The sequence below is a fragment of the Micromonospora sp. AMSO1212t genome (assembly GCF_008868145.1).
In the GTDB taxonomy this organism is placed as follows: domain Bacteria; phylum Actinomycetota; class Actinomycetes; order Mycobacteriales; family Micromonosporaceae; genus Micromonospora; species Micromonospora tulbaghiae.
The window spans coordinates 1-24607 of sequence record NZ_WBKS01000088.1 but is presented as its reverse complement, the minus strand read 5'-3'; the positions used below and the strand labels follow the sequence as shown (position 1 = coordinate 24607).

The 24607-nt window shown below is 72.8% G+C and carries 26 protein-coding genes; 17 read left to right on the top strand and 9 right to left on the bottom strand.

What is annotated here, in order from left to right:
* Positions 1-103: 103 nt before the first annotated feature.
* Both F8279_RS20595 and F8279_RS20590 read right to left on the bottom strand, forming a co-directional pair.
* Positions 104-679 carry a YbjQ family protein gene (locus F8279_RS20595; protein ID WP_175438590.1) on the bottom strand — a complete coding sequence of 192 codons (576 nt, stop codon included), beginning with the start codon at positions 677-679 and terminating at the stop codon, positions 104-106.
* Positions 680-691: 12 nt separating this feature from the next.
* Positions 692-1375, bottom strand: coding sequence for a trypsin-like serine protease (locus F8279_RS20590; protein WP_073826753.1), 684 nt, complete (start codon positions 1373-1375; stop codon positions 692-694).
* 470 nt (positions 1376-1845) lie between these two features.
* Between F8279_RS20590 and purS the strand changes: the two genes are divergently transcribed.
* The 4 genes from purS (at position 1846) to F8279_RS20570 (ending at position 6319) form a co-directional block, all read left to right on the top strand.
* Positions 1846-2109, top strand: a complete 264-nt coding sequence (gene purS / locus F8279_RS20585) for a phosphoribosylformylglycinamidine synthase subunit PurS (protein WP_013473439.1) — start codon at positions 1846-1848, stop codon at positions 2107-2109.
* On the top strand, positions 2106-2789 hold the full coding sequence (purQ, locus tag F8279_RS20580) for a phosphoribosylformylglycinamidine synthase subunit PurQ (protein ID WP_091414132.1): 684 nt from the start codon (positions 2106-2108) through the stop codon (positions 2787-2789). Before purS ends, purQ begins: the two co-directional genes overlap by 4 nt.
* Positions 2790-2853: 64 nt before the next feature.
* Complete coding sequence (gene purL / locus F8279_RS20575) at positions 2854-5559, top strand: phosphoribosylformylglycinamidine synthase subunit PurL (RefSeq protein WP_151500788.1); 2706 nt, start codon at positions 2854-2856, stop codon at positions 5557-5559.
* Between the two features lie 10 nt (positions 5560-5569).
* Positions 5570-6319, top strand: coding sequence for a 2-phosphosulfolactate phosphatase (locus tag F8279_RS20570; RefSeq protein ID WP_151500787.1), 750 nt, complete (start codon positions 5570-5572; stop codon positions 6317-6319).
* Positions 6320-6429: 110 nt separating this feature from the next.
* Here F8279_RS20570 and F8279_RS20565 read toward each other — a convergent pair whose 3' ends face one another.
* Positions 6430-8670, bottom strand: coding sequence for a carboxypeptidase-like regulatory domain-containing protein (locus F8279_RS20565; protein WP_151500786.1), 2241 nt, complete (start codon positions 8668-8670; stop codon positions 6430-6432).
* Between the two features lie 160 nt (positions 8671-8830).
* Between F8279_RS20565 and F8279_RS20560 the strand changes: the two genes are divergently transcribed.
* The 5 genes from F8279_RS20560 to amcA all read left to right on the top strand — a co-directional run bounded on the left by F8279_RS20560 (position 8831) and on the right by amcA (position 13494).
* Positions 8831-9184 (top strand): sterol carrier family protein, encoded by a 354-nt coding sequence (locus F8279_RS20560; protein WP_091414136.1) that lies wholly within the window; start codon positions 8831-8833, stop codon positions 9182-9184.
* Between the two features lie 168 nt (positions 9185-9352).
* Entirely contained in the window at positions 9353-10870 is a 1518-nt protein-coding gene (gene purF, locus F8279_RS20555; RefSeq protein ID WP_091414138.1) for an amidophosphoribosyltransferase, read from the top strand.
* Between the two features lie 57 nt (positions 10871-10927).
* A complete protein-coding gene (gene purM / locus F8279_RS20550; protein WP_091414140.1) occupies positions 10928-12082 on the top strand; it encodes a phosphoribosylformylglycinamidine cyclo-ligase in 1155 nt (384 codons plus the stop codon).
* A gap of 127 nt (positions 12083-12209) precedes the next feature.
* Entirely contained in the window at positions 12210-13301 is a 1092-nt protein-coding gene (gene amcB / locus F8279_RS20545) for a cyclophane-forming radical SAM peptide maturase AmcB (RefSeq protein WP_192580735.1), read from the top strand.
* A complete protein-coding gene (gene amcA, locus F8279_RS20540; RefSeq protein ID WP_091414142.1) occupies positions 13282-13494 on the top strand; it encodes a multiple cyclophane-containing RiPP AmcA in 213 nt (70 codons plus the stop codon). The genes amcB and amcA overlap by 20 nt, the downstream gene beginning before the upstream one ends.
* A gap of 149 nt (positions 13495-13643) precedes the next feature.
* Here the strand turns inward: amcA and F8279_RS20535 are convergent, their stop codons facing one another.
* Positions 13644-13859 carry a DUF3073 domain-containing protein gene (locus F8279_RS20535; protein ID WP_013283429.1) on the bottom strand — a complete coding sequence of 72 codons (216 nt, stop codon included), beginning with the start codon at positions 13857-13859 and terminating at the stop codon, positions 13644-13646.
* Positions 13860-14150: 291 nt separating this feature from the next.
* Positions 14151-15233, bottom strand: coding sequence for a Glu/Leu/Phe/Val dehydrogenase (locus F8279_RS20530; RefSeq protein WP_091414146.1), 1083 nt, complete (start codon positions 15231-15233; stop codon positions 14151-14153).
* Between the two features lie 174 nt (positions 15234-15407).
* Here F8279_RS20530 and F8279_RS20525 point away from each other — a divergent pair, with 174 nt between their 5' ends.
* Both F8279_RS20525 and F8279_RS20520 read left to right on the top strand, forming a co-directional pair.
* A complete protein-coding gene (locus F8279_RS20525) occupies positions 15408-16247 on the top strand; it encodes a hypothetical protein (RefSeq protein WP_091414148.1) in 840 nt (279 codons plus the stop codon).
* 256 nt (positions 16248-16503) lie between these two features.
* A complete protein-coding gene (locus F8279_RS20520; RefSeq protein ID WP_007073996.1) occupies positions 16504-16713 on the top strand; it encodes a BldC family transcriptional regulator in 210 nt (69 codons plus the stop codon).
* Positions 16714-16768: 55 nt separating this feature from the next.
* On the opposite strand, the gene F8279_RS20515 is transcribed toward F8279_RS20520, so the two are convergent.
* Positions 16769-17167 (bottom strand): PPOX class F420-dependent oxidoreductase, encoded by a 399-nt coding sequence (locus F8279_RS20515; RefSeq protein ID WP_091414150.1) that lies wholly within the window; start codon positions 17165-17167, stop codon positions 16769-16771.
* Between the two features lie 55 nt (positions 17168-17222).
* Between F8279_RS20515 and F8279_RS20510 the strand changes: the two genes are divergently transcribed.
* Complete coding sequence (locus tag F8279_RS20510; RefSeq protein WP_091414152.1) at positions 17223-17999, top strand: bifunctional 2-polyprenyl-6-hydroxyphenol methylase/3-demethylubiquinol 3-O-methyltransferase UbiG; 777 nt, start codon at positions 17223-17225, stop codon at positions 17997-17999.
* A 40-nt stretch (positions 18000-18039) separates the two neighbouring features.
* Here F8279_RS20510 and F8279_RS20505 read toward each other — a convergent pair whose 3' ends face one another.
* Positions 18040-18327, bottom strand: a complete 288-nt coding sequence (locus F8279_RS20505; RefSeq protein ID WP_013283434.1) for a hypothetical protein — start codon at positions 18325-18327, stop codon at positions 18040-18042.
* Positions 18328-18490: 163 nt separating this feature from the next.
* On the opposite strand from F8279_RS20505, the gene F8279_RS20500 reads away from it, so the two are divergent.
* Positions 18491-19348 (top strand): 3-hydroxyacyl-CoA dehydrogenase family protein, encoded by an 858-nt coding sequence (locus F8279_RS20500; protein WP_151500784.1) that lies wholly within the window; start codon positions 18491-18493, stop codon positions 19346-19348.
* Positions 19345-20088, top strand: coding sequence for an enoyl-CoA hydratase/isomerase family protein (locus tag F8279_RS20495; RefSeq protein WP_151500783.1), 744 nt, complete (start codon positions 19345-19347; stop codon positions 20086-20088). Before F8279_RS20500 ends, F8279_RS20495 begins: the two co-directional genes overlap by 4 nt.
* Before the next feature lie 64 nt (positions 20089-20152).
* Here the strand turns inward: F8279_RS20495 and F8279_RS20490 are convergent, their stop codons facing one another.
* Positions 20153-21490: an ABC transporter substrate-binding protein gene (locus F8279_RS20490; protein ID WP_091414158.1), complete on the bottom strand. Its 1338-nt coding sequence runs from the start codon at positions 21488-21490 to the stop codon at positions 20153-20155.
* A gap of 166 nt (positions 21491-21656) precedes the next feature.
* Here F8279_RS20490 and F8279_RS20485 point away from each other — a divergent pair, with 166 nt between their 5' ends.
* Together F8279_RS20485 and F8279_RS20480 are read left to right on the top strand one after the other, a co-directional pair.
* Positions 21657-22046 carry a hypothetical protein gene (locus tag F8279_RS20485; protein ID WP_091414160.1) on the top strand — a complete coding sequence of 130 codons (390 nt, stop codon included), beginning with the start codon at positions 21657-21659 and terminating at the stop codon, positions 22044-22046.
* Positions 22047-22091: 45 nt separating this feature from the next.
* Positions 22092-22796 (top strand): DUF2786 domain-containing protein, encoded by a 705-nt coding sequence (locus F8279_RS20480; RefSeq protein ID WP_091414163.1) that lies wholly within the window; start codon positions 22092-22094, stop codon positions 22794-22796.
* 6 nt (positions 22797-22802) lie between these two features.
* Here the strand turns inward: F8279_RS20480 and F8279_RS20475 are convergent, their stop codons facing one another.
* Positions 22803-23315 (bottom strand): SRPBCC family protein, encoded by a 513-nt coding sequence (locus F8279_RS20475; RefSeq protein WP_192580734.1) that lies wholly within the window; start codon positions 23313-23315, stop codon positions 22803-22805.
* Between the two features lie 215 nt (positions 23316-23530).
* Between F8279_RS20475 and F8279_RS30665 the strand changes: the two genes are divergently transcribed.
* A partial coding sequence (locus F8279_RS30665; RefSeq protein WP_225853343.1) for a hypothetical protein occupies positions 23531-24607 on the top strand: 1077 nt, incomplete at its 3' end.

Below are 24607 nucleotides of genomic sequence, written 5' to 3'. Positions count from 1 at the left end.
CCCCCATCCTCTGACCTTTTCTGGTCGATCATGAAGTTGGCGGCACTCAGGGAGATCATTCCTGCCGTCAACTTCATGATCGACGCGGCAATGCAAGGGTGGGTCAGGGGCCGGTGGGGGTTTCGGCCGCCGAGCTCAGGTTGGGGGCGCTCGCGGGTTCGGCGATGCCGCCGGGCGCGGTGGCGATCTCCGGGTCGTGGGCGGTCTCGGCCGCGATCGCCGGCTGGTCCGGCGGCATGACATCCGGCATCTTCGGCGCGACGATCACCGCTGTGCCGTACGCGCAGATCTCCATCCACATCTCGCCGCAGTCGCGGCTGTCGAAGCGCATGCCGATCACCGCGTTCGCGCCCAGGCGGCGCGCCTCCTCGCCGAGGCGGGCCACCGAGTCGGTACGCCACCGCGTCAGGTTGTCCGGCGCCAACGGGTCGTAGGCGCCACCGCGCAGGTTCTTGACCCCCTCGCGGTACGGGTTGCGGGTCCTCGCCATCGAGGAGACCACTTCGCCGAGGATCTGGCGGATCTCGTAGCCGGGCAGTTGATCCGTCGTCACGACCAGCACGCTTCCGATGCTGTCAGTCCCCGGCCGGGTGGTTCGCGAGCCGTGTTCAGCTGATCGGATGCTGAAAAACGGCGCGGCGCGGACGGCCGGGTCGCACCCGGCCGATCCGCGCCGCATCGGCATCAACCGTCAGACACCGGCCGTCGAGGTGATCCAGGACCGGTTGTACGCGACACTGCCGTAGTTCTGGATGGTGGTGCCGTTGGCGGTGGAGGCGACGCCGACCTGCCGGCCGTTGTAGAACTGCGGGCCGCCCGAGTCGCCCCGCCACGCGTTGCCGTTGATCCGGGTGCTCCGGATCGCCTGGCCGCCGTACGCGTCGGTGACGCTGGTGCTGGTCACCTGAACGGTGGCGGTCTTGAGCTGGGGCGACGCGCCGCAGCCGCTGTAGCAGGTCATGCCCCAGCCGTAGATGGTGTTGGTGGAGCCGACCGGCGGGTTGCTGGTGGCCAGCGACACGGCGGAGGTGCTGACCGTGCTGGACAGGCGCAGCAGGGCCAGGTCGTAGCGGGTGTACGAGGCGCTCACGGTGCGGGTCACGCCGCCCGAGGCGTAGTAGACGCTGCCGACCCGCACGGACATGGTGCCGCTGACGCAGTGCCGGGCGGTGAGCACCCACTGGGGCGCGATCACGCTGCCGGAGCAGGTGAACGAGCCGTTGCTGAAGACGGCCGCGGCCCACGGCGCGGACGAGACGGTGCCGCCGCCGATGATCGGCTGGGGGCCGGCCGGCGCGGCGGTGGCACCGGAGGCGGTGGCCAGGACGCCGGCCAGCGCGGTGGTCAGCACGGCGAGCAGGGGACGGAGGCGCATGTCGGGGCTCCTTCTGCGCGGACGCCCGGGGGTGCCGGGCAGGGGGTGACACCCGCCGGATGGGGTGGGCCGGCGAGGGACGTCGATCTAACTCATCGACGTCTGACGATGCATGCTACGGCCGCGCCGCCCTCTGTCACAAGATGCGGATCGAATCGCGCCGATGGCGTGACGCGCGCCGCGCGCCGTGCGGGCCTGCTGTCGGATACCGGTCCAAGGTGGGGTGTTTCGCGGCAGAATGCCTGCTGGGAGGTGTTGCCGAGGGGCACCCACGAGCACGGAGCGCAACGAATTCGCATCGACGCCGCAACGAACGGGCAACGGTGCCCGTCCGGCGCCGCCGACGGGGCCGATCGGTGCCGGAACTGCCCCCGGCCGGTGCGGGCCGGGCGGTATCTGCCAGGTAGGCTGGCTGCGCTCGCCCGATTGTTGGGCCGGCACCCAACTGCGTACACAGTCAGGAGTGCCCCGTGCCTCGCGTCGTAGTCGACGTCATGCTCAAGCCCGAGATCCTCGATCCGCAGGGCCAGGCCGTCGCAAACGCGCTGCCCCGCCTCGGCGTCAGTGACGTCGCCTCGGTTCGGATCGGCAGGCGGATCGAGATCGAGTTCACCGGCGAACCGGACCTGGACCGGGCCCGGGAGATCGCCGACAAGCTGCTGGCCAACCCGGTAATCGAGGACTTCACCGTCCGCGTGGTCACCGCCGACGAGACCGCGGGCGCGCAGTCGTGACCGCCCGGGTCGGTGTGGTCACCTTCCCCGGCTCCCTGGACGACGGGGACGCGGCCCGGGCCGTACGGATCGCCGGCGCCGAGGCGGTCCGGCTCTGGCACGGCGACCCGGACCTGCACGGCGTGGACGCGGTCGTCCTGCCCGGTGGCTTCTCCTACGGCGACTACCTGCGCTGCGGCGCCATCGCCCGGTTCGCCCCGGTGATGGAGACGATCGTCCAGGCCGCGCGTGGTGGCCTGCCGGTGCTCGGCATCTGCAACGGCTTCCAGATCCTCTGCGAGGCGCACCTGCTGCCCGGCGCGCTCACCCGCAACCAGCACCTGCACTTCCGCAACCGGGACCAGGTCCTGCGGATCGAGAGCACCGGCACCGCCTGGACGAACACGTTCCAGCCGGGCCAGGAGGTGCTCATCCCGGTCAAGAACGGCGAGGGCTGCTACGTCGCCGACCCCGCGACGCTCGATCGGCTGGAGGGCGAGGGCCGCGTCGTCGCCCGCTACGTCGGCGGCAACCCCAACGGATCGCAGCGCGACATCGCCGCGATCACCAACGAGGCCGGCAACGTCGTCGGCATCATGCCGCACCCCGAGCACGCGGTGGAGGCGCTCACCGGCCCCTCCCTGGACGGCCTCGGCTTCTTCACCTCGGTGCTCAAGCATCTGGTGGGAGCGCCGGCGTGATGGTGGCCGGGAACATCGGTCGGCCCACCCGCCGCACCGGCGGCGAGCGCAGCAAGGAGACGTCATGACCACCCATCCGGACCCGGCCCTGCGCGAGCCGCAGGGCGTGGTGCCGCAGGCCGGCCCGACCGACGACTGGGCGCTGGGCGTGGACACCGTTCCCCGGGCCGCCGACTCGCCGGAGGAGCTTCAGCCGTACGCTGAGCTGGGCCTCCGCGACGACGAGTACGACCGGATCCGGCACATCCTCGGCCGCCGGCCCACCCAGGCCGAGCTGGCCATGTACTCGATCATGTGGAGCGAGCACTGCTCCTACAAGTCGAGCAAGGTGCACCTGCGCCAGTTCGGCGAGAAGGCGCCGCCGAGTGACCGGCTGCTCGCCGGCATCGGCGAGAACGCCGGCGTGGTCCAGGTCTCCGACGATCTGGCGGTGACCTTCAAGGTCGAGTCGCACAACCACCCGAGCTTCGTCGAGCCGTACCAGGGCGCGGCGACCGGCGTCGGCGGCATCGTCCGCGACATCCTCGCCATGGGCGCCCGCCCGGTCGCCGTGATGGACCCGCTGCGCTTCGGCGCGGCCGACCACCCGGACACCGCCCGCGTGCTGCCCGGCGTGGTTGCCGGCGTCGGCGGCTACGGCAACTGCCTCGGTCTGCCCAACATCGGCGGCGAGGTCGTCTTCGACCCCTGCTACCAGGGCAACCCGCTGGTCAACGCGCTCTGCCTGGGCGTGCTGCCGGTCGACCGGCTCCAGAAGAAGGACGCCACCGGCCCCGGCAACATCGTGGTGCTGATGGGCGCCAAGACCGGCCGCGACGGCATCGGCGGCGTGTCGGTGCTCGCCAGCGCCACCTTCGACGAGGGCAGCGAGCAGCGCCGCCCGTCCGTACAGGTCGGCGACCCCTTCATGGAGAAGCTGCTCATCGAGGCGTGCCTGGAGCTGTACGACGCCGAGCTGGTCGTCGGCATCCAGGACCTCGGCGGCGCCGGCCTGACCTGCGCGCTCACCGAGACCGCCGCCTCCGCCGGCACCGGCATGCGGGTCTGGCTGGAGCGCGTGCCGCTGCGCGAGCCCTCGATGGAGCCGCACGAGATCCTGGCCAGCGAGTCCCAGGAGCGGATGCTGCTCGTCGTCTCGCCGGACAAGCTCGACGCGGTGCTCAAGACCGCCGAGAAGTGGGGCGTCTGGGCCACCGCCATCGGCGAGGTCACCGCGCCGTCGGCGGACGGCCGGCCGGGCCGCCTGGTCGTCACCTGGCGCGACCAGCTCGTGGTGGACGTGCCGCCGGGCTCGCTCGTCGACGACGGCCCGGTGTACGCCCGGCCGATGCGCGAGCCGGCCGACCTGATCCTGCTCCAGGCCGACCGCGCCGAGACGCTGCCCCGGCCGAGCACCCCGGAGGCGCTCCGGGAGACCGTGCTGAGCATGATCGCGTCGCCGAACCTGGCCGACAAGACCTGGGTCACCGAGCAGTACGACAGGTACGTGCTCGGCAACACCGTGCTCGCCCAGCCGGAGGACTCCGGCGTGATCCGGATCGACGAGCGCAGCGGCCTCGGTGTCGCGCTCTCCGTCGACGGCAACGGCCGGTACGCCCGCCTCGACCCGTACCACGGGACGAAGCTGGCGCTGGCCGAGGCGTACCGGAACGTGGCGGTGACCGGCGCGAAGCCGATCGCGGTGACCAACTGCCTGAACTTCGGCTCGCCGGAGGACCCGGGCGTGATGTGGCAGTTCGCCGAGGCCGTGCGCGGCCTGGCGGACGGCTGCCTGGAGCTGGGCATCCCGGTGACCGGCGGCAACGTCAGCTTCTACAACCAGACCGGCGCCGCGGCCATCCACCCGACCCCTGTGGTCGGCGTGCTGGGCGTGCTCGACGACGTCGCCGACCGGGTGCCGATGGGCTTCGTTCCGCGTCCGTCCGGCGACCACGACCAGCTGTTCCTGCTGGGCGAGACGCACGTCGAGCTGTCCGGCTCGGAGTGGGCCTGGGTGACCCACGAGCACCTCGGCGGCATCCCGCCGCAGGTCGACCTGGCCCGCGAGCGGCAGCTCGCCGAGCTGCTGGCCGAGGCGGCCCGGGTCGGGCACCTCAGTTCCGCGCACGACCTGTCCGACGGCGGCCTGGCGCAGAGCCTGGTCGAGTCGGCCCTGCGCCGCGGCGTGGGCGCCCGGGTCGTGGTGCCGGAGCACTTCGCCGGTGGCTCGATGCCGTTCGTCTTCCTGTTCAGCGAGTCCGCCGGTCGCGTGCTGGTGTCGGTGCCGCGCGGCCACGAGAAGGCGTTCACCGCCCTCTGCGCCGAGCGGGGCGTGCCGTGGGAGTTCGTCGGCGTCACCGACCCGGCCTCCTCCGCGCTGGAGGTGCACGGCCAGTTCCGGATCGGCCTGGACGAGCTGCGTGAGGCGCACACCGGTACGCTCCCGCGCCTGTTCGGTGCGGCCGAGGCGGCCCGGGTGGAGGTGGAGGCGACCCGTACCGGGACGACCACTGTGCTTCCGGCCACGGCCGAGCAGCCGGTCGGCGTGGACCCGGCCGAGGTCGACGCCGAGCCGATCGCCAAGGCCGGCCGGGACACCCCGCCGGTCGACGCCGAGGCGTCCGCACCCGCCGCCGAGGCGGAGCCCGAGTCGCCCGCTGCGGCGTCCGACGAGGCGATGCCGGCCGACGCGACGCCGGCAGTCGACGGAACTCCGGCCCAGGACGAGTCGGCGGCTGCCGACGGGTCCGACGGTCCGGCTTCCGGTGAGCCGGCGCCGGGTCAGCGCTGAGGCGCTGGCCTTGGCCGTCTTCACCCAACCCGGCTCCGGTGCCCGGTTCGACTGGGGACTGACCGGGGCGGCGGAACTCGGCCGGGTCTGTGCCGCCCTGGTGGTGGTGGACGTGTTGTCGTTCACCACCGCCGTGGAGGTGGCGGTGAGCCGTGGCATGCGGGTGCACCCGTTCCCGTGGGGTGAGCAGGCCGCCGACTACGCCCGCCGGGTGGGTGCCGTGGCCGCTGTGGGCCGCCGGAAGATGACGGCGGAGCACCCGTGGTCGCTGTCCCCGGCGGCGCTGCGGGCCGCGCCGGTCGTCGCCGACCTGGTGCTGCCGTCGCCGAACGGTTCGGCGATCAGCGCCGCCGCGAGCGCCACCGGCGTGCCGGTGGTCGCGGCGTGCCTGCGTAACGCACCCGCCGTCGGGCGCTGGCTGCGCGCCGAGGGGTACGGCTCGAAGGACGCCCCGGTGGGCGTGGTGGCGGCCGGGGAGCGCTGGCCCGACGGGTCACTCCGGCCGTGCGTGGAGGACCAGCTCGGTGCGGCCTGTGTGCTCGACGCGCTCGCCGGGGTGCCCGGCGGGCTCTCGGTGGAGGCCGCGATGGCGCTCGCCGCGCTGGCGAGCACACCGGACGTGCCGGCGGCGGTCCGAGGATGCGTCTCCGGGCGGGAACTCGCCGAGGGCGGCTTCGCCGAGGACGTCGCGGTCGCGACCGAGGTCGGTGTCTCCGACGTGGTGCCGGTGCTCCGCCAGGGCTACTTCGCCCCCGCCTGAGCACCGCTTCCGCTCCCGTCCCGCGGGCGCGCTCCTGGTGATCTCGGCGAGCTGACGACTGTGGCCGCCCGGTTTCCGCGGGCGGCCACAGTTCTCACATCTGGTGCGGGTCAGTCGTCCAGCCAGTCGAGGCGTCGCCCGCCACGGTCCGCCTGCCCGTCCGGGCGAGCACGGCCCGCCTGCGCCGGGTCGTTGGGGTAGGCGTTGTCGTAGCCGCCCCCGCGCTGCTGCGGCGGCTCCTGACCGTAGCCGCCCTGCTGGTGGCCGTAACCGCCCTGCGGGTCCTGACCGTAGCCGTCGCCGTACCCGCCGCCCTGCTGACCGTAGCCACCGGACTGGTGACCGCCGTCGTAACCGCCGGCGGCGTTGCCGTAGCCGCCCGCGGGGGCGTCGCCGTACCCGCCCGGCTGACGGCCGCTGTCGTAGCCGCCGGCCGGGGCGTCGCCGTAGCCGCCGGCGCCCTTGTCGTAGCCACCCGCGGGGGCGTCGCCGTACCCGCCCTGCTGGCGGCCGCTGTCGTAGCCGCCGGCCGGGGCGTCGCCGTAGCCACCCGCGGGGGGGTTGTCGTACCCGCCGGTCGGCGCGTCGCCGTAGCCGGCCGCCGTCCGGCCGCCGCCGTACGCCGGGGCGTCGCCGTATCCGCCGGTCGCGGCGTTGCCGTAGGCGCCTGTGGGCTCGCCGTAGCCGCCCTGCTGACGGCCGTTGTCGTAGCCGCCGGTGGCGCCGCTGTCGTAACCGCCCGACGCGGCGCCGTAGCCACCGGCCGCGCCGTAACCGTCGCCCTGCTCCGGGCCGCGGCCGTACGAGGCCGAGCCGGCCTGGTCGTAGCCGCGGTCCTGCTCCGGCTGGTAGGTGCTGGTCGGGTACGGGTCGGCCGCCGGCGCGTACTGGTTGCTGTCACCGGTGTAGCGGCCGGTGGGCTCGTCGAAGCGCTCGTTGCCGTAGCCGCCCTGGGCCGCGTAACCGGCCGCGCCGGCCGCCGCGGCACCGGCGGCGTAGTCCGGGTTGCCGTAGCCGGCACCGGAGGAGGGGCCGTTGCCGTAGCCGCCGCCCGAGGAGGGCGCGTTGCCGTAGCCACCTGCGCCGCCGTAGCCGCCCTGGCCCGGTGCGTCGTCGCCGTAGCCGTAGCCGCCCTGGCCACCGCCGACGCCGTAGGACGCGCCGGGCGGGGCGCCGTACGGATCCGGCGGGACATCGTCCACCACCGGCCGCTGGAGCATGGTGGGGGCGTCGCTGATCGAGGGGCCGCCGACCTTCGTCGCGGACGGCCCGGCACCCATGCCGTTCACCACCCGGGTCTGGTCGTCGGTGCCGTGGTACGCGCCCCGGGCTGCCGGGATCGCGCCGGCCGCAGCGGCGCCACCGGGGCCACCCGGACCGGTCGGCCCACCCGGACCGTCGCCGTCGCCGTCGTCGCCCTCGTTCTTGCGGCGCATGTAGAGCAGCACGATGGTGCCCACGCCGACGGCGACGAAGAGGCCGCCGAGCAGGATGAGCAGCCAGGAGCCGAAGCCGCCGGAGTCCTCGTTCGCGGCCGGCTGCTGCGCGGCGGGCGCCTCGGCCGACGGGGTGTCGGTCGCCTCCTCGTCGAGCGGCTCCTCGGACGGCGGCGCGGACTCACTCGCCGACGGGGTGGCGCTCGGGCTCGCCGACGCCTTCACCTGGATGCTGAGCCGGACGCCGGTCACCGACTGGCCGGCGTTCGCGTTGATCGACCGGGCGACGGGCGAGGCGCCGTCGGTGGAGGCGCCGAGGTCGATCCGGCCGGGCGCGATCGGGTTGGACTCGGAGCCGCTGAAGCTGAAGTTGCCGTTGCCGCTGGTGTTGGTGCGGCGTTCCTTGCCCGCGCTGTCGCGGAGCATGACGAGGGCGCCGGAGATCGGCTCGCCCTCGGCGTTGACCACCTTGCCGGACACCGTCTTGACGGTCTGCGGCTGCTGCGGCGTGGGCGGGGCAGCAGCCCGGACGGTGACGCGCAGTTGACGGCCGCCGTCACCAGTTACCGTGATTCTCGCCTGCGAACCGTTCGCGGCCGGCGCATTGGGGGCTGCCGACAGGCTGAGACTCACTGCCTTCGTCTGCTGGCCCCCGAAGTCGACAGGACCGCAATTTCCGCAGGTGACCCCGTCTGGCAGGCCGGTCACGTCGATGTCGGCAGACGTCTCGTCCGCGCCGAGGCGGACGAGCACGTTGACACTGCCACTCCGACCGGCGTCGATCGTGACCGAGTTGTCCGCCGTGATGATGTTGGCGGCGAAGGCGGGAGCTGCGGGGACGGTGAGCAGGGCGCCGAAGACCAGCGCTACGACCACACCGGCCCGCTGCTTCCAGGCACGTCGGTGTGTTGACACGTCCACCGCCTTCCGGGTCTGATCTCCCCGCCGGCCGCTAGGCCGAGGTTGATCACTCACGGTACGAATAACGCCGTCGGCAACTATGCCTTGTCTGACCGGATCATCTCTACCCAGGGCCGCCGTCGGGCGGCCTTCTGCCGGGTCGTATCGTCCCGTCGTGTCCTCTCCGCACGCTTATTCCGAAGCGGTACTCGCCGCGCTGGTGGCGCTGGACGAGGGGCGTACGCCCGAACGGCCGGTGCTCCGGGAGGCGGTCCGGACGCTCTTGGCTGCCCTCGCGGATCGCGCCCCCGGCCGATCGGTGGAGGTGCGCGTACCACCCTACGGTGCGGTCCAGTGCGTGAGTGGTCCACGACACACCCGCGGCACGCCGCCGAACGTGGTGGAGATGGATCCGCCGACCTGGTTGGCGGTCGCCACCGGGCGCCAGGGGTGGGCGGAAACGGTCACTGAGGGTCGCATCCGGGTTTCCGGAAACCGGGCTGACCTCTCCCCGTACCTCCCGATTTAGGCGTCAAGCAGCGCAAACTCCTCTCACTCGGAGCGAACGCTTCGTGACTGTCGGTGTCGACTGCTGGTCGCGTACACTGAGAGCCGACGACGGTCCCGGCCCATGCGTGCGGAGCTGCCCCCCTGACTCCGCCAGGCCAGTCCAGACCCCACTGCGAGGGAGCGGCAGGTGCCCCGAGGCGATGGCCGGCTGAGCCACGACCTTGACCCCCAGCGACCCGGCCCCCAGGACGCGTGCGGCGTCTTCGGCGTCTGGGCGCCGGGTGAAGAGGTCGCGAACCTCACCTACTTCGGGCTCTACGCCCTCCAGCACCGCGGTCAGGAGGCCGCGGGCATCGCGGTGAGCGACGGCTCCGGTGTCGTGGTCTACAAGGATCTCGGCCTGGTCGCCCAGGTGTTCGACGAGCCGACACTGGCGAGCCTGCGCGGGCACGTCGCGATCGGGCACGCGCGCTACTCGACCACCGGCGGCTCGACCTGGGAGAACGCCCAGCCGACCATCCGGGCCACGAGCGCCGGCACCACCATCGCGCTGGCGCACAACGGCAACCTGGTCAACACCGCCGAGTTGCAGCGCGAGGCCGCGGTGCGAGGGCTCGACTCCGACGGCTCGACGAACGACACCTCGCTGGTCACCATGCTGCTGGCCAGCCGGCCCGACCTGTCGGTCGAGGCGGCCGCGCTGGAGGTGCTGCCGCAGCTGCGCGGCGCGTTCAGCTTCGTCTTCATGGACGAGTCGACCCTCTACGCGGCGCGTGACGCGCACGGCGTACGCCCGCTGGTGCTCGGCCGGCTCGAACGCGGCTGGGTGGTGGCGAGCGAGACCGCCGCGCTGGACATCGTCGGCGCGAGCGTGGTCCGCGAGGTCGAGCCGGGCGAGCTGATCGCCATCGACGAGAACGGGCTACGTTCCAGCCGGTTCGCCTCGCCCGAGCCCAAGGGCTGTCTCTTCGAGTACGTGTACATCGCCCGGCCGGACGCCACCATCGCGGGCCGCAACGTGCACGCCGCGCGGGTGCAGATCGGCCGCCAGCTCGCCAAGGAGCACCCGGTCGAGGCCGACCTGGTGATCCCGGTGCCGGAGTCCGGCACGCCGGCCGCGATCGGTTACGCCGAGGAATCAGGCATCACCTACGGCCAGGGCCTGATGAAGAACCCGTACGTCGGGCGCACGTTCATCCAGCCCTCGCAGACGCTGCGCGCGCTCGGTGTCCGGCTGAAGCTGAACCCGCTGCGGCAGAACGTACGCGGCAAGCGCCTGGTGGTGGTGGACGACTCGATCGTGCGGGGCACCACCCAGCGGGCGATCGTCCGGCTGCTGCGCGAGGCGGGCGCGCTGGAGGTCCACGTCCGGATCTCCTCGCCGCCGGTGAGCTGGCCCTGCTTCTACGGCATCGACTTCGCCACCCGCGCCGAACTGCTCGCGAACGGGCTCGACAACGAGGGCATCCGGCGGTCCATCGGCGCCGACTCGCTCGGTTACGTATCGCTGCCCGGTCTCATCGCCGCGACCGAGCAGCCGAAGAGCCGGCTCTGCCGGGCGTGCTTCGATGGGGAGTACCCGATCGAACTGCCGGCCGGGAACCTGATCGGCAAGCACGTGCTCGAAGGAGTGGGACGCCGGGTCGCCGCCGAGGCGGCCGGGCCGACCGGTCCGCTCGTCGCCACACCGACCCACCACCCGTAGCACCACCGACGCGGGTCCGGCCGCTCCGGGCCCGCGGGAACCACAAAGGGGAGAACCGTGACGCACGTGTCCGAGCGCAGCGGCGCAGGATCCAGCCCGACGGGCGCCGGCGGCGACCGCCAGCCCTGGTCGGCGGGGTCCGGCCGGACGCAGCGCAAACGCTCGGTCTCGTACGCCGACGCCGGGGTGTCGATCGAGGCGGGCGACCGCGCGGTCGAGCTGCTCAAGTCCAAGGTCAAGGAGACCCGGCGCCCCGAGGTCATGGGTGACCTGGGCGGCTTCGCCGGCCTGTTCCGGCTGGACACGAAGAAGTACAAGAACCCGATCCTGGCCTCCTCGACCGACGGCGTGGGCACCAAGCTGGTGATCGCCCAGCAGCTCGACATCCACGACACGGTCGGCATCGACCTGGTCGCCATGGTCGTCGACGACCTGGTGGCCTGCGGCGCCGAGCCGCTGTTCCTGCTCGACTACATCGCCACCGGCGAGGTCGTGCCGGACAAGGTCGCCGAGATCGGCGCCGGCATCGCGGACGGCTGCCGGTACGCCGGCTGCGCCCTGCTGGGTGGCGAGACCGCCGAGCACCCGGGCGTGCTGCGCCCGGACGAGTACGACATCTCCGCCACCGGCGTCGGCGTGGTGGAGGAGAGCGAGATCCTCAGCCCGGAGCGGGTCGAGGTGGGCGACGTGGTGATCGCCATGCGCTCGTCCGGCCTGCACTCCAACGGCTACTCCCTGGTCCGGCACGTGCTGCTCGGCGCCGGCCGGATGCGGCTGGACGTGGTGATCGACGACTTCGGCCGCCAGCGGACGCTCGGCGAGGAGCTGCTCACCCCGACCAAGATCTACGCGCAGGACTGCCTGAAGCTGATCGCCGAGGCCGAGGTGCGGGCGCTGGCCCACGTCACCGGCGGCGGCATCCCCGGCAATCTGGTCCGGGTGCTGCCGGAGACCGTCGACGCCGTGGTGAACCGCTCCACCTGGAAGCCGCAGCCGATCTTCGACCTGATCCAGTCCAAGGGCCGGATCGAGGACCCGGAGATGGAGGCGACGTTCAACATGGGCGTCGGCATGTTCGCGATCGTCTCCGCCGAGGACGCCGACCGCGCGCTCGCCACTCTGACCGGCCGGGGCGTGGAGGCCTGGCAGGCCGGCGAGATCATCGAGGGGTCCGGCAACGTGCAGATGGTCGGGCAGCACACCCGAGGCTGATCACCCTGCGCCGATCGGCCGGGCACATGACCGGGGGTTCACCCGGACGGTCGCCGCGGCCTAGCCTGGAGGTTCGGTTTTCAGGCAGGCGGGGGAGGTGCTGATGGCTGCGCGCACGCCCGAAGGGATGCGGGGCATCGCCGCCGTCCCGTCGTACGTGGTGATGCAGCCCACGACGCTGTGCAACCTCGACTGCGCATACTGCTACCTCCCTTTCCGGGCGGTGGACAGGCGGATGCCGGTGGCCGTCGCCGAGGCGGTGGCGGCGTCGGTGAACCAGTGGGCGGCGGGCGGTCGCTTCTCGGTGGTCTGGCACGGTGGGGAGCCGCTCGCGGCCGGCCGGGAGCACCTGGCCGCGCTGCTGGCGCCGTTCGGCCCCGACGTCGAGCACCACGTGCAGACCAACGCCACGCTGATCGACGACGCCTGGTGCGCGTTCTTCACCGAGCACCGGGTCCGGGTCAGCGTCAGCGTGGACGGGCCGCGGGCGCGCAACGGCGAGCGGGTCACGCGGGGTGGGCGTCCCGCGTACGACCGGATCGTGGCCGGTGTGGCGGCGCTGCGCCGTCACAACCTGCCGTTCTCGGCGCTCGCGGTGGTCTCGCGGCCGGAGCCGGGCCTGGCGACCGAGCTGTACGACTACTTCCTCGACCTGGGCTGCGACGTGCTCGGCGTCAACATCGAGGAGACCGAGGGCGTCAACACCCGGACGAACGCCCGCGACGAGGGCGCTGTCACGGGGTTCTGGGCGGAGCTGGTGGCGGCGTGGCGCCGGGATCCCCGGATCCACCTGCGTGAGGTGGAGTGGTCGCTGCGGTACGCGGGCGCGGTGCTGGCCGGCACCGCCGACGACCTGCTGCCCCGGAGCCTCGACCCGATCCCGACGGTCGGGCACGACGGCTCGGTGGTGGTGCTCTCGCCGGAGCTGGCCGGCTTCACCGACGCCCGGTACGGCGACTTCGCCAGCGGAAACGTGCTCACCACGCCGCTGCGCGACATCCTCGCCGGCGCGGCCGGTACGCCGTGGGTGGGTGAGTTCCTCACCGGCGTGGAGGCGTGCCGGGCGTCCTGCGCGTACTTCGGGTTCTGTGGCGGCGGGCACGCCGCCAACCGCTACTTCGAGCTGGGGCGTTTCGACGGTACGGAGACCGAGCACTGCCGTAACAGCAAGATCCGCCTACTGGAGGGAGTGTTGGAGCATGCCCGAGACCATCAGTGACACCGACCGGGAGGCGGTCGCCGACCGGGTGCGGGACGCGGCTGCGGGGCTTACCGCTCTGCTTCGGGAGGCGGAGGCGGCACGGCTGCTGCGGGCGGAGGTGTCGGGCGGCGACGGCGCCAACGCGGTGTGCGCGTGGAACCACTTCGAGAACATCCCGACGTTCTACAACTGGAACAACCGGCCGCGCTGAGGGCCGGTTCCGCGATCAAGGACCTGCCGGCGCGTCGGAGCATGCACCCCGGGGCGCCGGCAGGTCCCTGATCGTCGGTCGTACGCCGGCTCAGCAGAGCACATGCGTGAGCACGCGGGGGTTACCGCGTGCTCAGATGCGACCGGAGGTCAGCGGGTCGGACGAGCCCAGGTGTCCGGGTCGTCGTCTGCGTGGTCCTCGTCATCGTCGTCGACATACTCTTTGTAGTCGTCGTCGAAGTTGTGCTCAGACTTTCCACTACCCGCCAGTTCGCGCTGCAAGGCGGTTAGGTCGGTGTTCGGGGAGTGGTACTTCAACTCCCGGGCCACCTTCGTCTGCTTGGCCTTAGCACGGCCGCGCCCCATGGCTCGACCCCCTCGCACAGAATGCGGGGCAGCCCGAAGGCGGGCCCCGATGACGTCAGGCATCTCTCGTGGCTCTTACGGTACATGGGGATGCCGGCGTTCGGCACCTCGGGTCACCGTCGACCGGACCTGCGCGTCGCAGTGGTCCAGCCGTCACAAAGTGTACCGGGTAAGGGGTAAGCCCCGGGGCTGGCCGTGACACCGGACATACCGGCACGAAAGAGTCCGCAACTCAGCTTAACGCGCACCGCCTCCGGGGTGGAGCCGCCACCCCGCCCCCGGAGGTGAGCTTCACCGCAGATGAATCGTGCGCAGCCGGCCGACCTCGGCCATCCGCCGCTCGGCGAGCCGGTCGGCAGCGACCGCCGGGGGGACGCCCTCGTCGTCGGCGAGCTGGAGGATCTGCCGGGTGGTGTCGAAGATCCGGGTCGCGCGCAGCTTGGCGCGGTCGAAGTTGAAGCCCTCGATCTCGTCGGCGACCTGGATCACGCCACCGGCGTTGACCACGTAGTCCGGCGTGTAGAGGATGCCCCGGTCGGCGAGCACCTTCTCGATGCCCGGGTGGGCGAGCTGGTTGTTCGCCGCTCCGGTGACCACCTTCGCCCGCAGCACCGGCACGCTGTCGTCGTTCAGCGCGCCGCCGAGCGCGCACGGGGCGTACACGTCGATGTCGGAGGCCACCAGCGCCTCGGTGTCGTCGACCAGGGTGACCTGCGGGTGGGTGGTTCGCGCCCACTCCCGGGCGCGCGGGTTGACGTCGGTCGCCACGACCTCGGCGCCGTCGTCGAGCAGGTGGGCGGTCAGGTACTTGCCGACCTTGCCCAGCCCGGCCACGCCGACCCGGCGGCCGGCCAGCGTCGGGCTGCCCCAGACGTGCTCGGCCGCGGCCCGCATGCCCTGGAACACACCCCAGGCGGTGAGGATCGAGGAGTCGCCCGCGCCGCCGTGCTCCACGCTGCGGCCGGTCACGTAGCGGGTCTCACGGGCGATCACGTCCATGTCCGCCACGTAGGTGCCCACGTCGCAGGCGGTGTAGTAGCGGCCGTTGAGCGACTCGACGAAGCGGCCGTACGCGCGCAGCAGCGCCTCGCTCTTGAGCTGCTCGGGGTCACCCCAGATGACCGCCTTGCCGCCACCGAGGTCGAGGTTCGCCAGGGCGTTCTTGTAGGCCATGCCGCGCGAGAGGTCGAGCACGTCGGCGACGGCCTCGGCCTCGCTGGCGTACGGGTAGAACCGGGTTCCGCCGAGCGCAGGACCCAGCGCGGTGGAGTAGATCCCGATGATCGCCTTCAGGCCGGACTGCTTGTCCTGGCAGAACACGACCTGCTCATGCCCTGTGGAGACGGGGTCGTCGGTACTGGCGAATACGCCCATGGCTGACTCCTGTGTCGGTGTGCGTCCTTGTGGGGCGCGGAACCTGGTGGCACGCCGGCGGGATGCTGCCGGTGTCGTTGAGCCTAATATCGGCCCGAACCGTACTGTCGCGCATGTCACGCCACGGGCCCGAGGGCGGCGACGGGCGGTCCCGTCTCGTGGGAGGATCGCGCCGTGCCGTCGCTCTTCGCTTCATACCTGCGCGTGTACGAGCCGCTCACCGCCTTCGACCGGGATCGGCAGTCGTACTGGCGCCGGTACATCAGCGAGGGGCGCGCCGTCGCTCCGCTGGAGGGGCCGGTACGACAGCGGACCGCGGTGATCGAGGCACTCGGCGCCGGCTGGACCCGGCTGCCCGACCTGCCCGACGAGGCGTACGTCCTGGAGTCCGACGACGCGCTGCTGGTCTGTCCCTGGAACCTCCGTATCCGGGTCGCCGAGGCGGCGCTGAGCGCCCGTGACGGCGTGCCCCCGGTGCTGGCCGACGCGTTCGTGCCGCCGGTGCTCGCCGGGCAGGCGAAGGCAGTGGTGGAGGACTGGCGCAGCGGTGCCCGGGTGCTGGAGCACGGGGTGCCCCGGGTGCACGAGCAGATCGCCACCTGGGGCGTGCCGCTGCGCTGGTTCGTGCTGTTCGAGGCCGGCGAGCGGCACCTGGTGACCGAGCCGGAGCGGCGGGCGCTGCGCTACCGCACCGAGATCTCCAAGGCGCGCCGCCGGGCGTCCCGGGCGCTGTCGGTGCTGCGCAAGTCGATCGGCGAGGCGCCGATCACCGAGGCGGTCGAGGAGGCGGCCCGGTGGCTGGAGGAGTTCCACCCGCGTTCGGTGGTCGAGCTGGACTACGGCGGCCTGGTGCAACTGCTGCCGGACGAGACGCTCGAAGCCGACGACTCGACCGACCTGGTGGCCACCGGACTGTCCGGACTGGGCCGGGGTGAGGCCGAGGAGGCGTCCGCCGCGTACGACAAGCTGGTCGCCCGCTGGCGCGCGGTGCAGCTGCTGGAGCGCTGCAACTGACGCCCGGTTTGCCCCGCTAAGTGGTCTTGGACACGAGAGTGTCTCGTAGCTGATGCGTCACGAACCGTGATCATGAGTCCGAATAAGGTACTTTCTGCGGCATAAAAGTCGTAAAAATCGGGCATGGTTCATCCGTCCGTCTAGCGACCTTCAGCCGTTCGGCCCATGTCGGACATCGGGGACTAGCCGGACCATGGGAGACGCGTCGGCCGGCGGGACCCCGGCCGATGTCTATACATGTGGAGGAGTGACCCCGATGGCATCGCGAACGCACGAACCTGAGCCGCTACTCACACCGGCCGAGGTGGCGTCGATGTTCCGTGTCGACCCGAAGACGGTGACCCGGTGGGCGAAGGCTGGCAAGCTCAGTGCCATCCGGACCCTGGGCGGCCACCGCCGCTACCGCGAGTCGGAGGTTCGGGCCCTGCTGCAGGGGCAGATCCCTCAGCAGCGCCAGGGAGACTGACGAACCGGCGTTCTCCGGCGTTCCGATCAGGGGCGGTGCCGTCGCGGCGCCGCCCTTAATCGCGTCCGGGGGTCGGTCCGTCCAGCACGATCCGCAGACCCACGGTGCCGCCCTCACCCCGGCGCAGCCGGCTGCCCAGCAGGCTCAGCCGCCCGATCAGCCGGTACTTCTGCTTGAGCAGCCCCCGGACCCGGTTCGTGCTCTCCGGGTCGGCGATCGTCGCGTGGCCCGGCACCGCCTCGCCGTGCGGCCGGCCGCGCACGTCGCACGGCGCCACAGTGACCCGGCCGTCGCGCCGGATGCGCTTCACCTTGCCGGAGTCGGCCACCGTCCACACCGCCAGCCCGTCGCCGTCGCGTACCGCCCACACCGGAGTCGGCACCTCCCGGCCGTCCTTGCGGAACGTGGTGAGCAGGACGTACTTCTCCGCAGCCAGGCGGTCCAGGTCGGTCACGCCGCCAAGGATACGGCGGCGACGGCGCCGCCGACCCCCGGATAGCGTTGCGGACATGACCGGGGAACCCGAGATCGGCGACGTGTTCGGCGAGATGATCCGCGACGCGTACGCGGTCGCCACCGGGATCGGACCGCGCCCGATGGCCGGCGGTCGCCTGCCCCGCCCGGTCATCGAGATCATCGAACGCGACGACGGGCTGGTGAACGGCGCGCCCGCGGGGCACTACCTGGACCCGCCGCAGCGGTGGCAGCCGCACGACCACCGGGCCGTGGACCGGGTACGCGGGCACGTGCTCGACGTCGGCGTCGGCGCCGGCCGGATCGCGCTGCACCTCCAGGACCGCGGCGTGCCGGTAACCGGGCTGGACACCTCGCTCGGCGCGCTGCGGGTCAGCCGCCACCGGGGCGTACGCGACCTGGTGCACGGCACCGTCGACGAGCACGCCGCCGACGGCCGCCGGTACGACACGTTCCTGCTGCTCGGCAACAACCTGGGACTGTTCGAGGGGCGGGAACGCGCCCCGGCGATGCTCGCCGCGCTCGCCGCGCTCGCCCGCCCCGGCGCCCAGGTGATCGCCCACGGCACCGACCCGTACGGCACCACCGACCCGGTGCACACCGCCTACCACGAGCGCAACCGCCGGCGGGGCCGGATCGGCGGGCAACTGCGGCTGCGGCTGCGCTACCGGCTGCTCGGCACCGAGTGGTTCGACTACCTGGTCTGCTCGCCCGAAGAGTTCGCCGAGCTGATTCACGGCTCACAGTGGCGACTGACCGACGTGGACGACACCGACCACCCCTACTACCTCGCCACGCTGACGCTGCGGTGAGCGGGGGAGCCGCCGGATCCCGGCGGCTCCCCCGCGCCACTCAGACCTGGACGGTGGGGGTGGTCTGCTCCGGGGGCAGCCCGCCGTCGCCGTCGACCACCTCGTCCGGCGTGCCGTCCTCGTCGATGTCCACCATGGTGATGTCCACCTTGCCGTCACCGTCGGTGTCGAACTGGAACAGGTCGGCCTTGCCGTCGCCGTCGGTGTCCACCACCCAGACGTCGGTCTTGCCGTCGTTGTTGGTGTCCGCACGGAGCAGGTCCACCCGCTCGTCGCCGCGGGTCTCGACCGTCTCGGTGCTCTCCGCGCTCTCCGGTGCCTGGCTCATCTCGTTCCTTCCTTCGGCGTTGACGGCCGTCCTTACCCCGTCCGCTCCGCCCCCACGCATCCCCGGCGGCCCGGCCATGCATAGGGTCGCATGCAGGAACGAGCGAGCGGCCGGGCCCGGCGGCGGAGACCCCGCGCGCCCCCGCCGCGGCGAGGGGACATCGATGAGTGGTCGTTTTGTGGTCGTCGGGGCCGGCACCATGGGCCTCGGCATCGCGTACGTGGCGGCCGGCGCCGGGTACGCGGTCGAACTGGTCGAGGTCGACCCCGCCCGGGGCGCCGAGGCCGTCCGCCGGCTCGGCGAGCTGTGGGACCGCGGCGTGCAGCGCGGCAAGCTGACCGAGGAGGCCGCCACCGCCAACCGGGCCCGCGTCACGCTGCGGGCCGGTCTCGCCGAGGTGGCCGAGGGCGCCGACGTGATCGTGGAGGCGGTGCCCGAGCGGCTCGACCTCAAGCGCGGTGTGCTGCGCGAGGCGGAGAGCCGCCGGCCGGTGCTGCTGGGCAGCAACACGTCCAGCATCCCGATCGCCGAACTGGCCGCCGGGCTGGACCGTCCCGCCGACTTCGTCGGGTTGCACTTCTTCAATCCGGTGTGGGCGATGGCGCTGCTCGAGGTCGTGGTCGGCCCGGCCACCGCGCCGCAGACCACCGAGGCGGCCGTCGCGCTCGCCGCCCGGCTGGGCAAGGACCCTGTCGTCGTACGCGACATGCCCGGCTTCGCCACCTCCCGGCTCGGCGTCACGCTCGGCCTGGAGGCGATCCGGATGGTGGCCGACCAGGTCGCGAGCCCGGCCGACATCGACAAGGCGATGGTGCTCGGCTACCGCCACCCGATCGGCCCGCTGGAGCTGACCGACCTGGTCGGGCTGGACGTGCGGCTCGACATCGCGCGCACGCTCCAGGCCGCGTACGGGGACCGTTTCGCGCCGCCGCCGCTGCTCGTCGAGATGGTGGCCGCCGGGAAGCTGGGCAAGAAGTCGGGGCAGGGCTTCTACACGTGGAAGGACGGCCGGAAGAAATGAGTGGGCTGCGGATCGAGGAGACGCCCGACCGGCTCGTGGTCACGCTGGACCGGCCGGAGAAGCGCAACGCCATCGACGCCGACCTGGTGGACGAGCTGCACGCGGTCTGCGCCGACCTGGAGGCGCGTCCCCGGCTGCTGCTGCTCACCGGCGGGACGGCGGGCATCTTCGCCGGGGGCGCCGACATCGCCCAGCTCCGCGAGCGTGGCCGGCTGGACGCGCTGGCCGCCATCAACCAGGGCGTCTTCGCCCGAATCCGGGCGCTGCCGATGCCCACTGTCGCCGCCGTCGACGGGCCGGCGCTGGGTGGCGGCGCCGAGCTGGCGTACGCCTGCGATCTTCGGGTGTGCACCGACCGCGCGGTGTTCGGCCAGCCCGAGGTGCGGCTGGGCATCCTGGCCGGCGCCGGCGCGACCTACCGGCTGCCGGCGCTGATCGGTGAGGCCCGGGCCAAGGAACTGCTGTTCACCGGCCGGCGGGTGGACGCCGAGGAGGCGCTGCGGATCGGGCTGGTGAACCGGGTGGTGGCCGATCCGGGCGAACTGCTGCCCACCGCGCACGGCCTGCTCGACGAGATGGCCAAGGGGTCCGCGCTGGCGCTGCGGCTGACCAAGATGGCGGTGGACGCCCCGGCGGCCGCGCACCCGCAGCTCGACCTGCTCAGCCAGGCGGTGCTCTTCGAGGACGAGGAGAAGCACCGGCGGATGACCGAGTTCCTGGACCGGCGCCGGGCGCGCTGAGCCCGCGAGAGACGACGAGGGCCGCACCGGTGTCTTCCGGTGCGGCCCTTCGCGTCGGTGCGGCTCAGCGCTTGATGTCGACTCCCGCGTCGTCGAGCGCGGTGATCGCCGGCGCGGACTCGGCGAAGCCGATGAGCAGCAGCGCCTCCGGTCCGAACGCCTTGATCTCCTTGGCGGTGCCGGTGAAGTCGACAGGCGTCTTCGGGTCGGCCGGCGGCTCGTAGGTCAGCAGCTTGATCCGGTCCGCACCGATACCGGCCTTCTCCAACTCCGAGCGGACGTTCTCCTGGAGGCCCTCGCCATAGGAGTCCTTACGGGCCAGGATCGCGATCTTGCGCGGCCCGTCCCGGAGCATCACGTCGGCCAGCGCGCGACCCTGGAGGCTGTCCGGCGGGGCGGTACGGAAGTAGAGGCCCTTGTCCTCCACAGCGCTCAGCCCCGCGTCGGTGTTCGACGGGGAGAACAGGATCCGCCCGGCGGCCACCACGTCCGGCAGCACGGCCCGCGAGATGCCGGAGCCGCCCGCGCCGATGATGACCTGGACGCCCTTGGTGACGTGCGAGGCGACGGTGGCCTTGGCGACCTCCGGATTGGTGCCGTCGTCGCCCTCGATCCACTTCACCGGCTCGCCGAGCACCCCACCGGCGGCGTTGACCTCCCGGAGCGCCAGCGCGGCGCCGGCGGCCAGCGGCGGGTACGCCAGCGCCAGGTCACCGGTCTTCGGCAGCAGGCCGCCGAGGACCAGCGGGGCGTCCTTCGCCTTCCCGTCCCGGAGCTTGCGACCACGCGGCGGCGTCTTGGTGCTCGCCCCGGACTCCTCACCGGCGCCGACGAACTCGGTCTTGCTGTCGTCGATCTTCTGGTTGTCGAAGTGCATGGTGCCGTAGCTCGCGGTCGCCGGCTCGCCGTTGTCGGTGAACCCGGCACGGGTGAGCGACACACCCCGGTACTCGATGTCCCGGCCCGCGCGGGCGAGCTGGAGGCAGGCCGCCACCTCGTCGCAGCGCTCGCCGCCGGTGGTCACCCCGACGATCTGCTCGGCGATCTCGGCCGGCGCCGTGGAACCGGCGAGCTGGGCGGCCAGCGCGCTGATCACGACCGCGTCGTACGACTCGGCGGAGTAGAGGAAGTCACCCAGCTTCGGGTCTACGGCGAGTAGTCGTTCCTTGAAGCTCTCGGCCAGCGGAGTGAGGGGCGTGGTGCCCTTCATCCCGTTCACCAGGTCCGCCCGGTCCTTGAGTTCCGTGGCGTACGAATTGAGCATGTTGCCGTCGGTGCCGTAGAGGCGTACCTGGGTGGCAGGCGTTTCCTCCGGCTCGTCGCTCCCGCAGGCGCTCGTGGCGAGCAGGAGCGCCGCGCAGGCCATGGACAGGGCCGCGCGCGACGTGCGTGTTCTCAGCATGGTCGTCCTTCCTCCGGCGAAGGTCCGCTGCGCACCTTAGCGTGCTCGCGCAGCATGCGGGACTGTGGAGTCGGCTCCGTCGGCACCCCGACTGCGGGTATCACTCTGCGTGGTCGACGGGCCGTTTCCTGGTCACCGCTTGACCCCCGGCGATACTGTTCCGCGAGTGAACGACGAAGCACAGCAGACGCACGACGACGCGACCGCCGTGCTCCGTTCCGCCCTCGCCGGTGACGGCGCCGGCGTGGTGGGCACGTTCGACGCGGTGGTGGACCGCTCCGGCCTCGCCGGGGCGTACGGAGTGGCGTGGTGCCTCGCCGCCACCATGCTCGGCGACGACACCCCGGGCGGCGGCGCCGCCCTCGACTTCCCCGGCATCGACCAGGCCGACTACGACACCCGCTGGGTGGCCCGCTTCGTCAGCGCCTGCGCCAACGACGACGCGGACACCGGCGAGGCGCTGTTCGGGGCGGCCGCGGCCGACGGGTTGCTGCCCGACTGTCTCCTCACGCTCGCCGGCTCGACCATCGCCACGCTGCGCAGCCGCTCGGACTGAGCCCGGCGCGCGGCCCGGCACCCCGCCTGTGGTAGCTCTGGGTGCATGTCCGAGGCGATGCTCAGCAAGGTGCGCAAGCTGCTCGCCCAAGCAGAGGACCCGGCCTGCACACCCGCCGAGTCGGCCGCCTTCATGGCCAAGGCCACCGAGCTGATCGCCCGCTACGGCGTCGACCGGGCGCTGCTCGCCGCCCGCGACCCGGCCGCCGACCCGGTCGGTGACCGGACCGTCGAGGTGGTCGCGCCGTACGCCCGGGACAAGGCCGGCCTGCTCGCGGCGGTCGCCGAACCGCTGCGCTGCCGATGCGTACGCCGCCGGCAGGGCAACGGCTTCGTCATGCACCTGTTCGGCTTCGCCAGCGACCTGGAACGGGTCGAGCTGCTGTTCACCTCGCTCCTGGTGCAGGCCGCGCACGGGCTCGCGGGTGCCGTCGTACCGGCCGGGGACCACCCGGCGGCGTTCCGGCGTACCTGGCTGGCCGGGTTCGCGTACGTCGTGGCGGAACGACTGCGCGCGGCCGAGAGCAAAGCGGTGGCGGAGGCGGGTGGACCCTCCACGGCACTGGTGCTCGCCGACCGCTCCGATCGCGTCCAGCGCCGCGTCGCCGAGGCGTACCCCCGGTTGCGCACCGCCCCGCGACGGCGGCTGGCGGGCGGTGGCTTCGGTTCCGGCGCGGACGCCGGCCGCCGGGCCGACCTGGGCGGCACCGGCGTGGCCGGTGGCGGCGCGGCCCCCGGTATCGCCGGCTGACCGATCTCAGGCGGTACGGGCGACCGTTGCGAGATAGCGGCAGAGCAGTTCGTGCCAGCCCGCGGTGAGCGCCTCGCGGTAGCCCTCGGCCGCGCTGCCGTGCCGGTCGAAGTAGCGGTGCTCGACGTCCACCCGGGTCCGCTCCGCACCGTCGGCGTGGAACAGGACCTCCACCTCGCTGGCCCGCGCCGGATCCGGCACCGGCACCCGGTCCGGGCCGATCTGCCAGGTGAAGACCAGGCGCCGAGGCGGATCCCAGGTCAGCACGCGGCCCCAGTCGTTGCGGAAGCCGTACGGGCCGATCTCGTAGAGCATGCCGCCGGCCCGCGGCTCGATGCCGATCGCGGCGAGCGCATCCGGGCCGGACCAGGTGTATTCACGCACCCACCAGTCGGCGAGCGCGCCGGTGAAGACGGCGTACGCCCGCTCGGCGGACGCCGGGACGAGCAGGCTGCTGCGGAGGGAGAAGCGGTCGGATTCCTGCCGGACCTCATCCGGATCGGCCATCTCCTGTCCCATAGGTCCGGACCATACCGGCTCATGTCTCGGTGTGCAGCTTCCGTACCGCCCGCTTCCGGACACCGGGAACTCCGGTTCCCGACAGCGGCATCCGGCGGGATCAGCGGTCGCGGGAGGTGCGGCCGGGACGGGTGTCGTCGATGGCCGGACGCGACGGATGCCGTACCGGAAAGCGGGTAAGCGCCGCCGACCGGACCGATGGGAGAGCGGGGAGCATGACCGACAGCCGAGCCACCGAACCAGTGCCGGACCCCGGCTACGAGCCGCCCACCTCGCCGGCCGGCGGCGACCCGGAGCCGGACGTCCTGCTCGACGTGCCGGAGCTGACCGTCGACGAGATCCGGCTCACGGTGGACGGGCTCGACGCCGACCTGTCCCTGCGTGCCCGGCTGGCCAACCTGCTCCAGCTCGACGCCGGAGTCCGGGTGCACCTGGAGGGCGTCGAGCTGGACATCACCGGGGTGCGCGCCGAGGCGCTGCTCAAGGTACGGCTGGAGAAGCTGGTGCAGATCCTGGACCGGGCGCTGACCACCATCGACCGCAACCCGCAGCTGATCGACGCGCTGGCCCGCTCGGCCGGGGTCGCCCTGGAGGACGTGCACCGTGTCGCCGCGCCGGTGGTGGACCAGACCGGACGTACGGTGGCCGCGGCCGGCGAGGTGGTCGGGCGCACCGCTCCGGCGGTGGTCGACCGGGCGGCGCCGGCGGCCGGTGAGGTGGTCGACCGGGCTGGCCCTGCGGTGTCCGGCCCGATCGAGGCACCCGAACCGCCCCAGCGCCCGGCCCGGACGGAGTCGCCACCGGCGGCCGGTGGCGATCGCGAGAAGCCCTCGCCGGCAGCCGGCGCCCGGCACCCGGAACCGCCACCGTCGTCCAGCGGCGATCGGCCGAAGCCGTCACCGGCGCCCGGTGCCGGGCGGACCGAGCCGCCGCCCAATGCCGGGCGGACCGAGCCGCCCAGTGCCGGGCGGACCGAGCCGCCCAGTGCCGGGCGGACCGAGCCGCCCAGTGCCGGGCGGACCGAGCCGCCCAGTGCCGGACGGACCGAGCCGCCCAGTGCCGGACGGGCGGAGCCGTCACCGTCGTCCGGCGCCGGGCGGGAGGGGAAGGCGCAGTCCGAGCGTGCCGCCGGATCGGGGCCGGACGCCGGCGAGGGCTCGTCGGCCGACCGGTCCGGGGAGAAGAAGCGCGGCTCGGAGCGAACCGGCCAGCCGGCGAGCGCCGCCGCCGAGGCGGCACAGCTGGCGGGGCAGGCCGGACAGGCACTCCGGCAGGCGGGCCGAAGCGTCTGG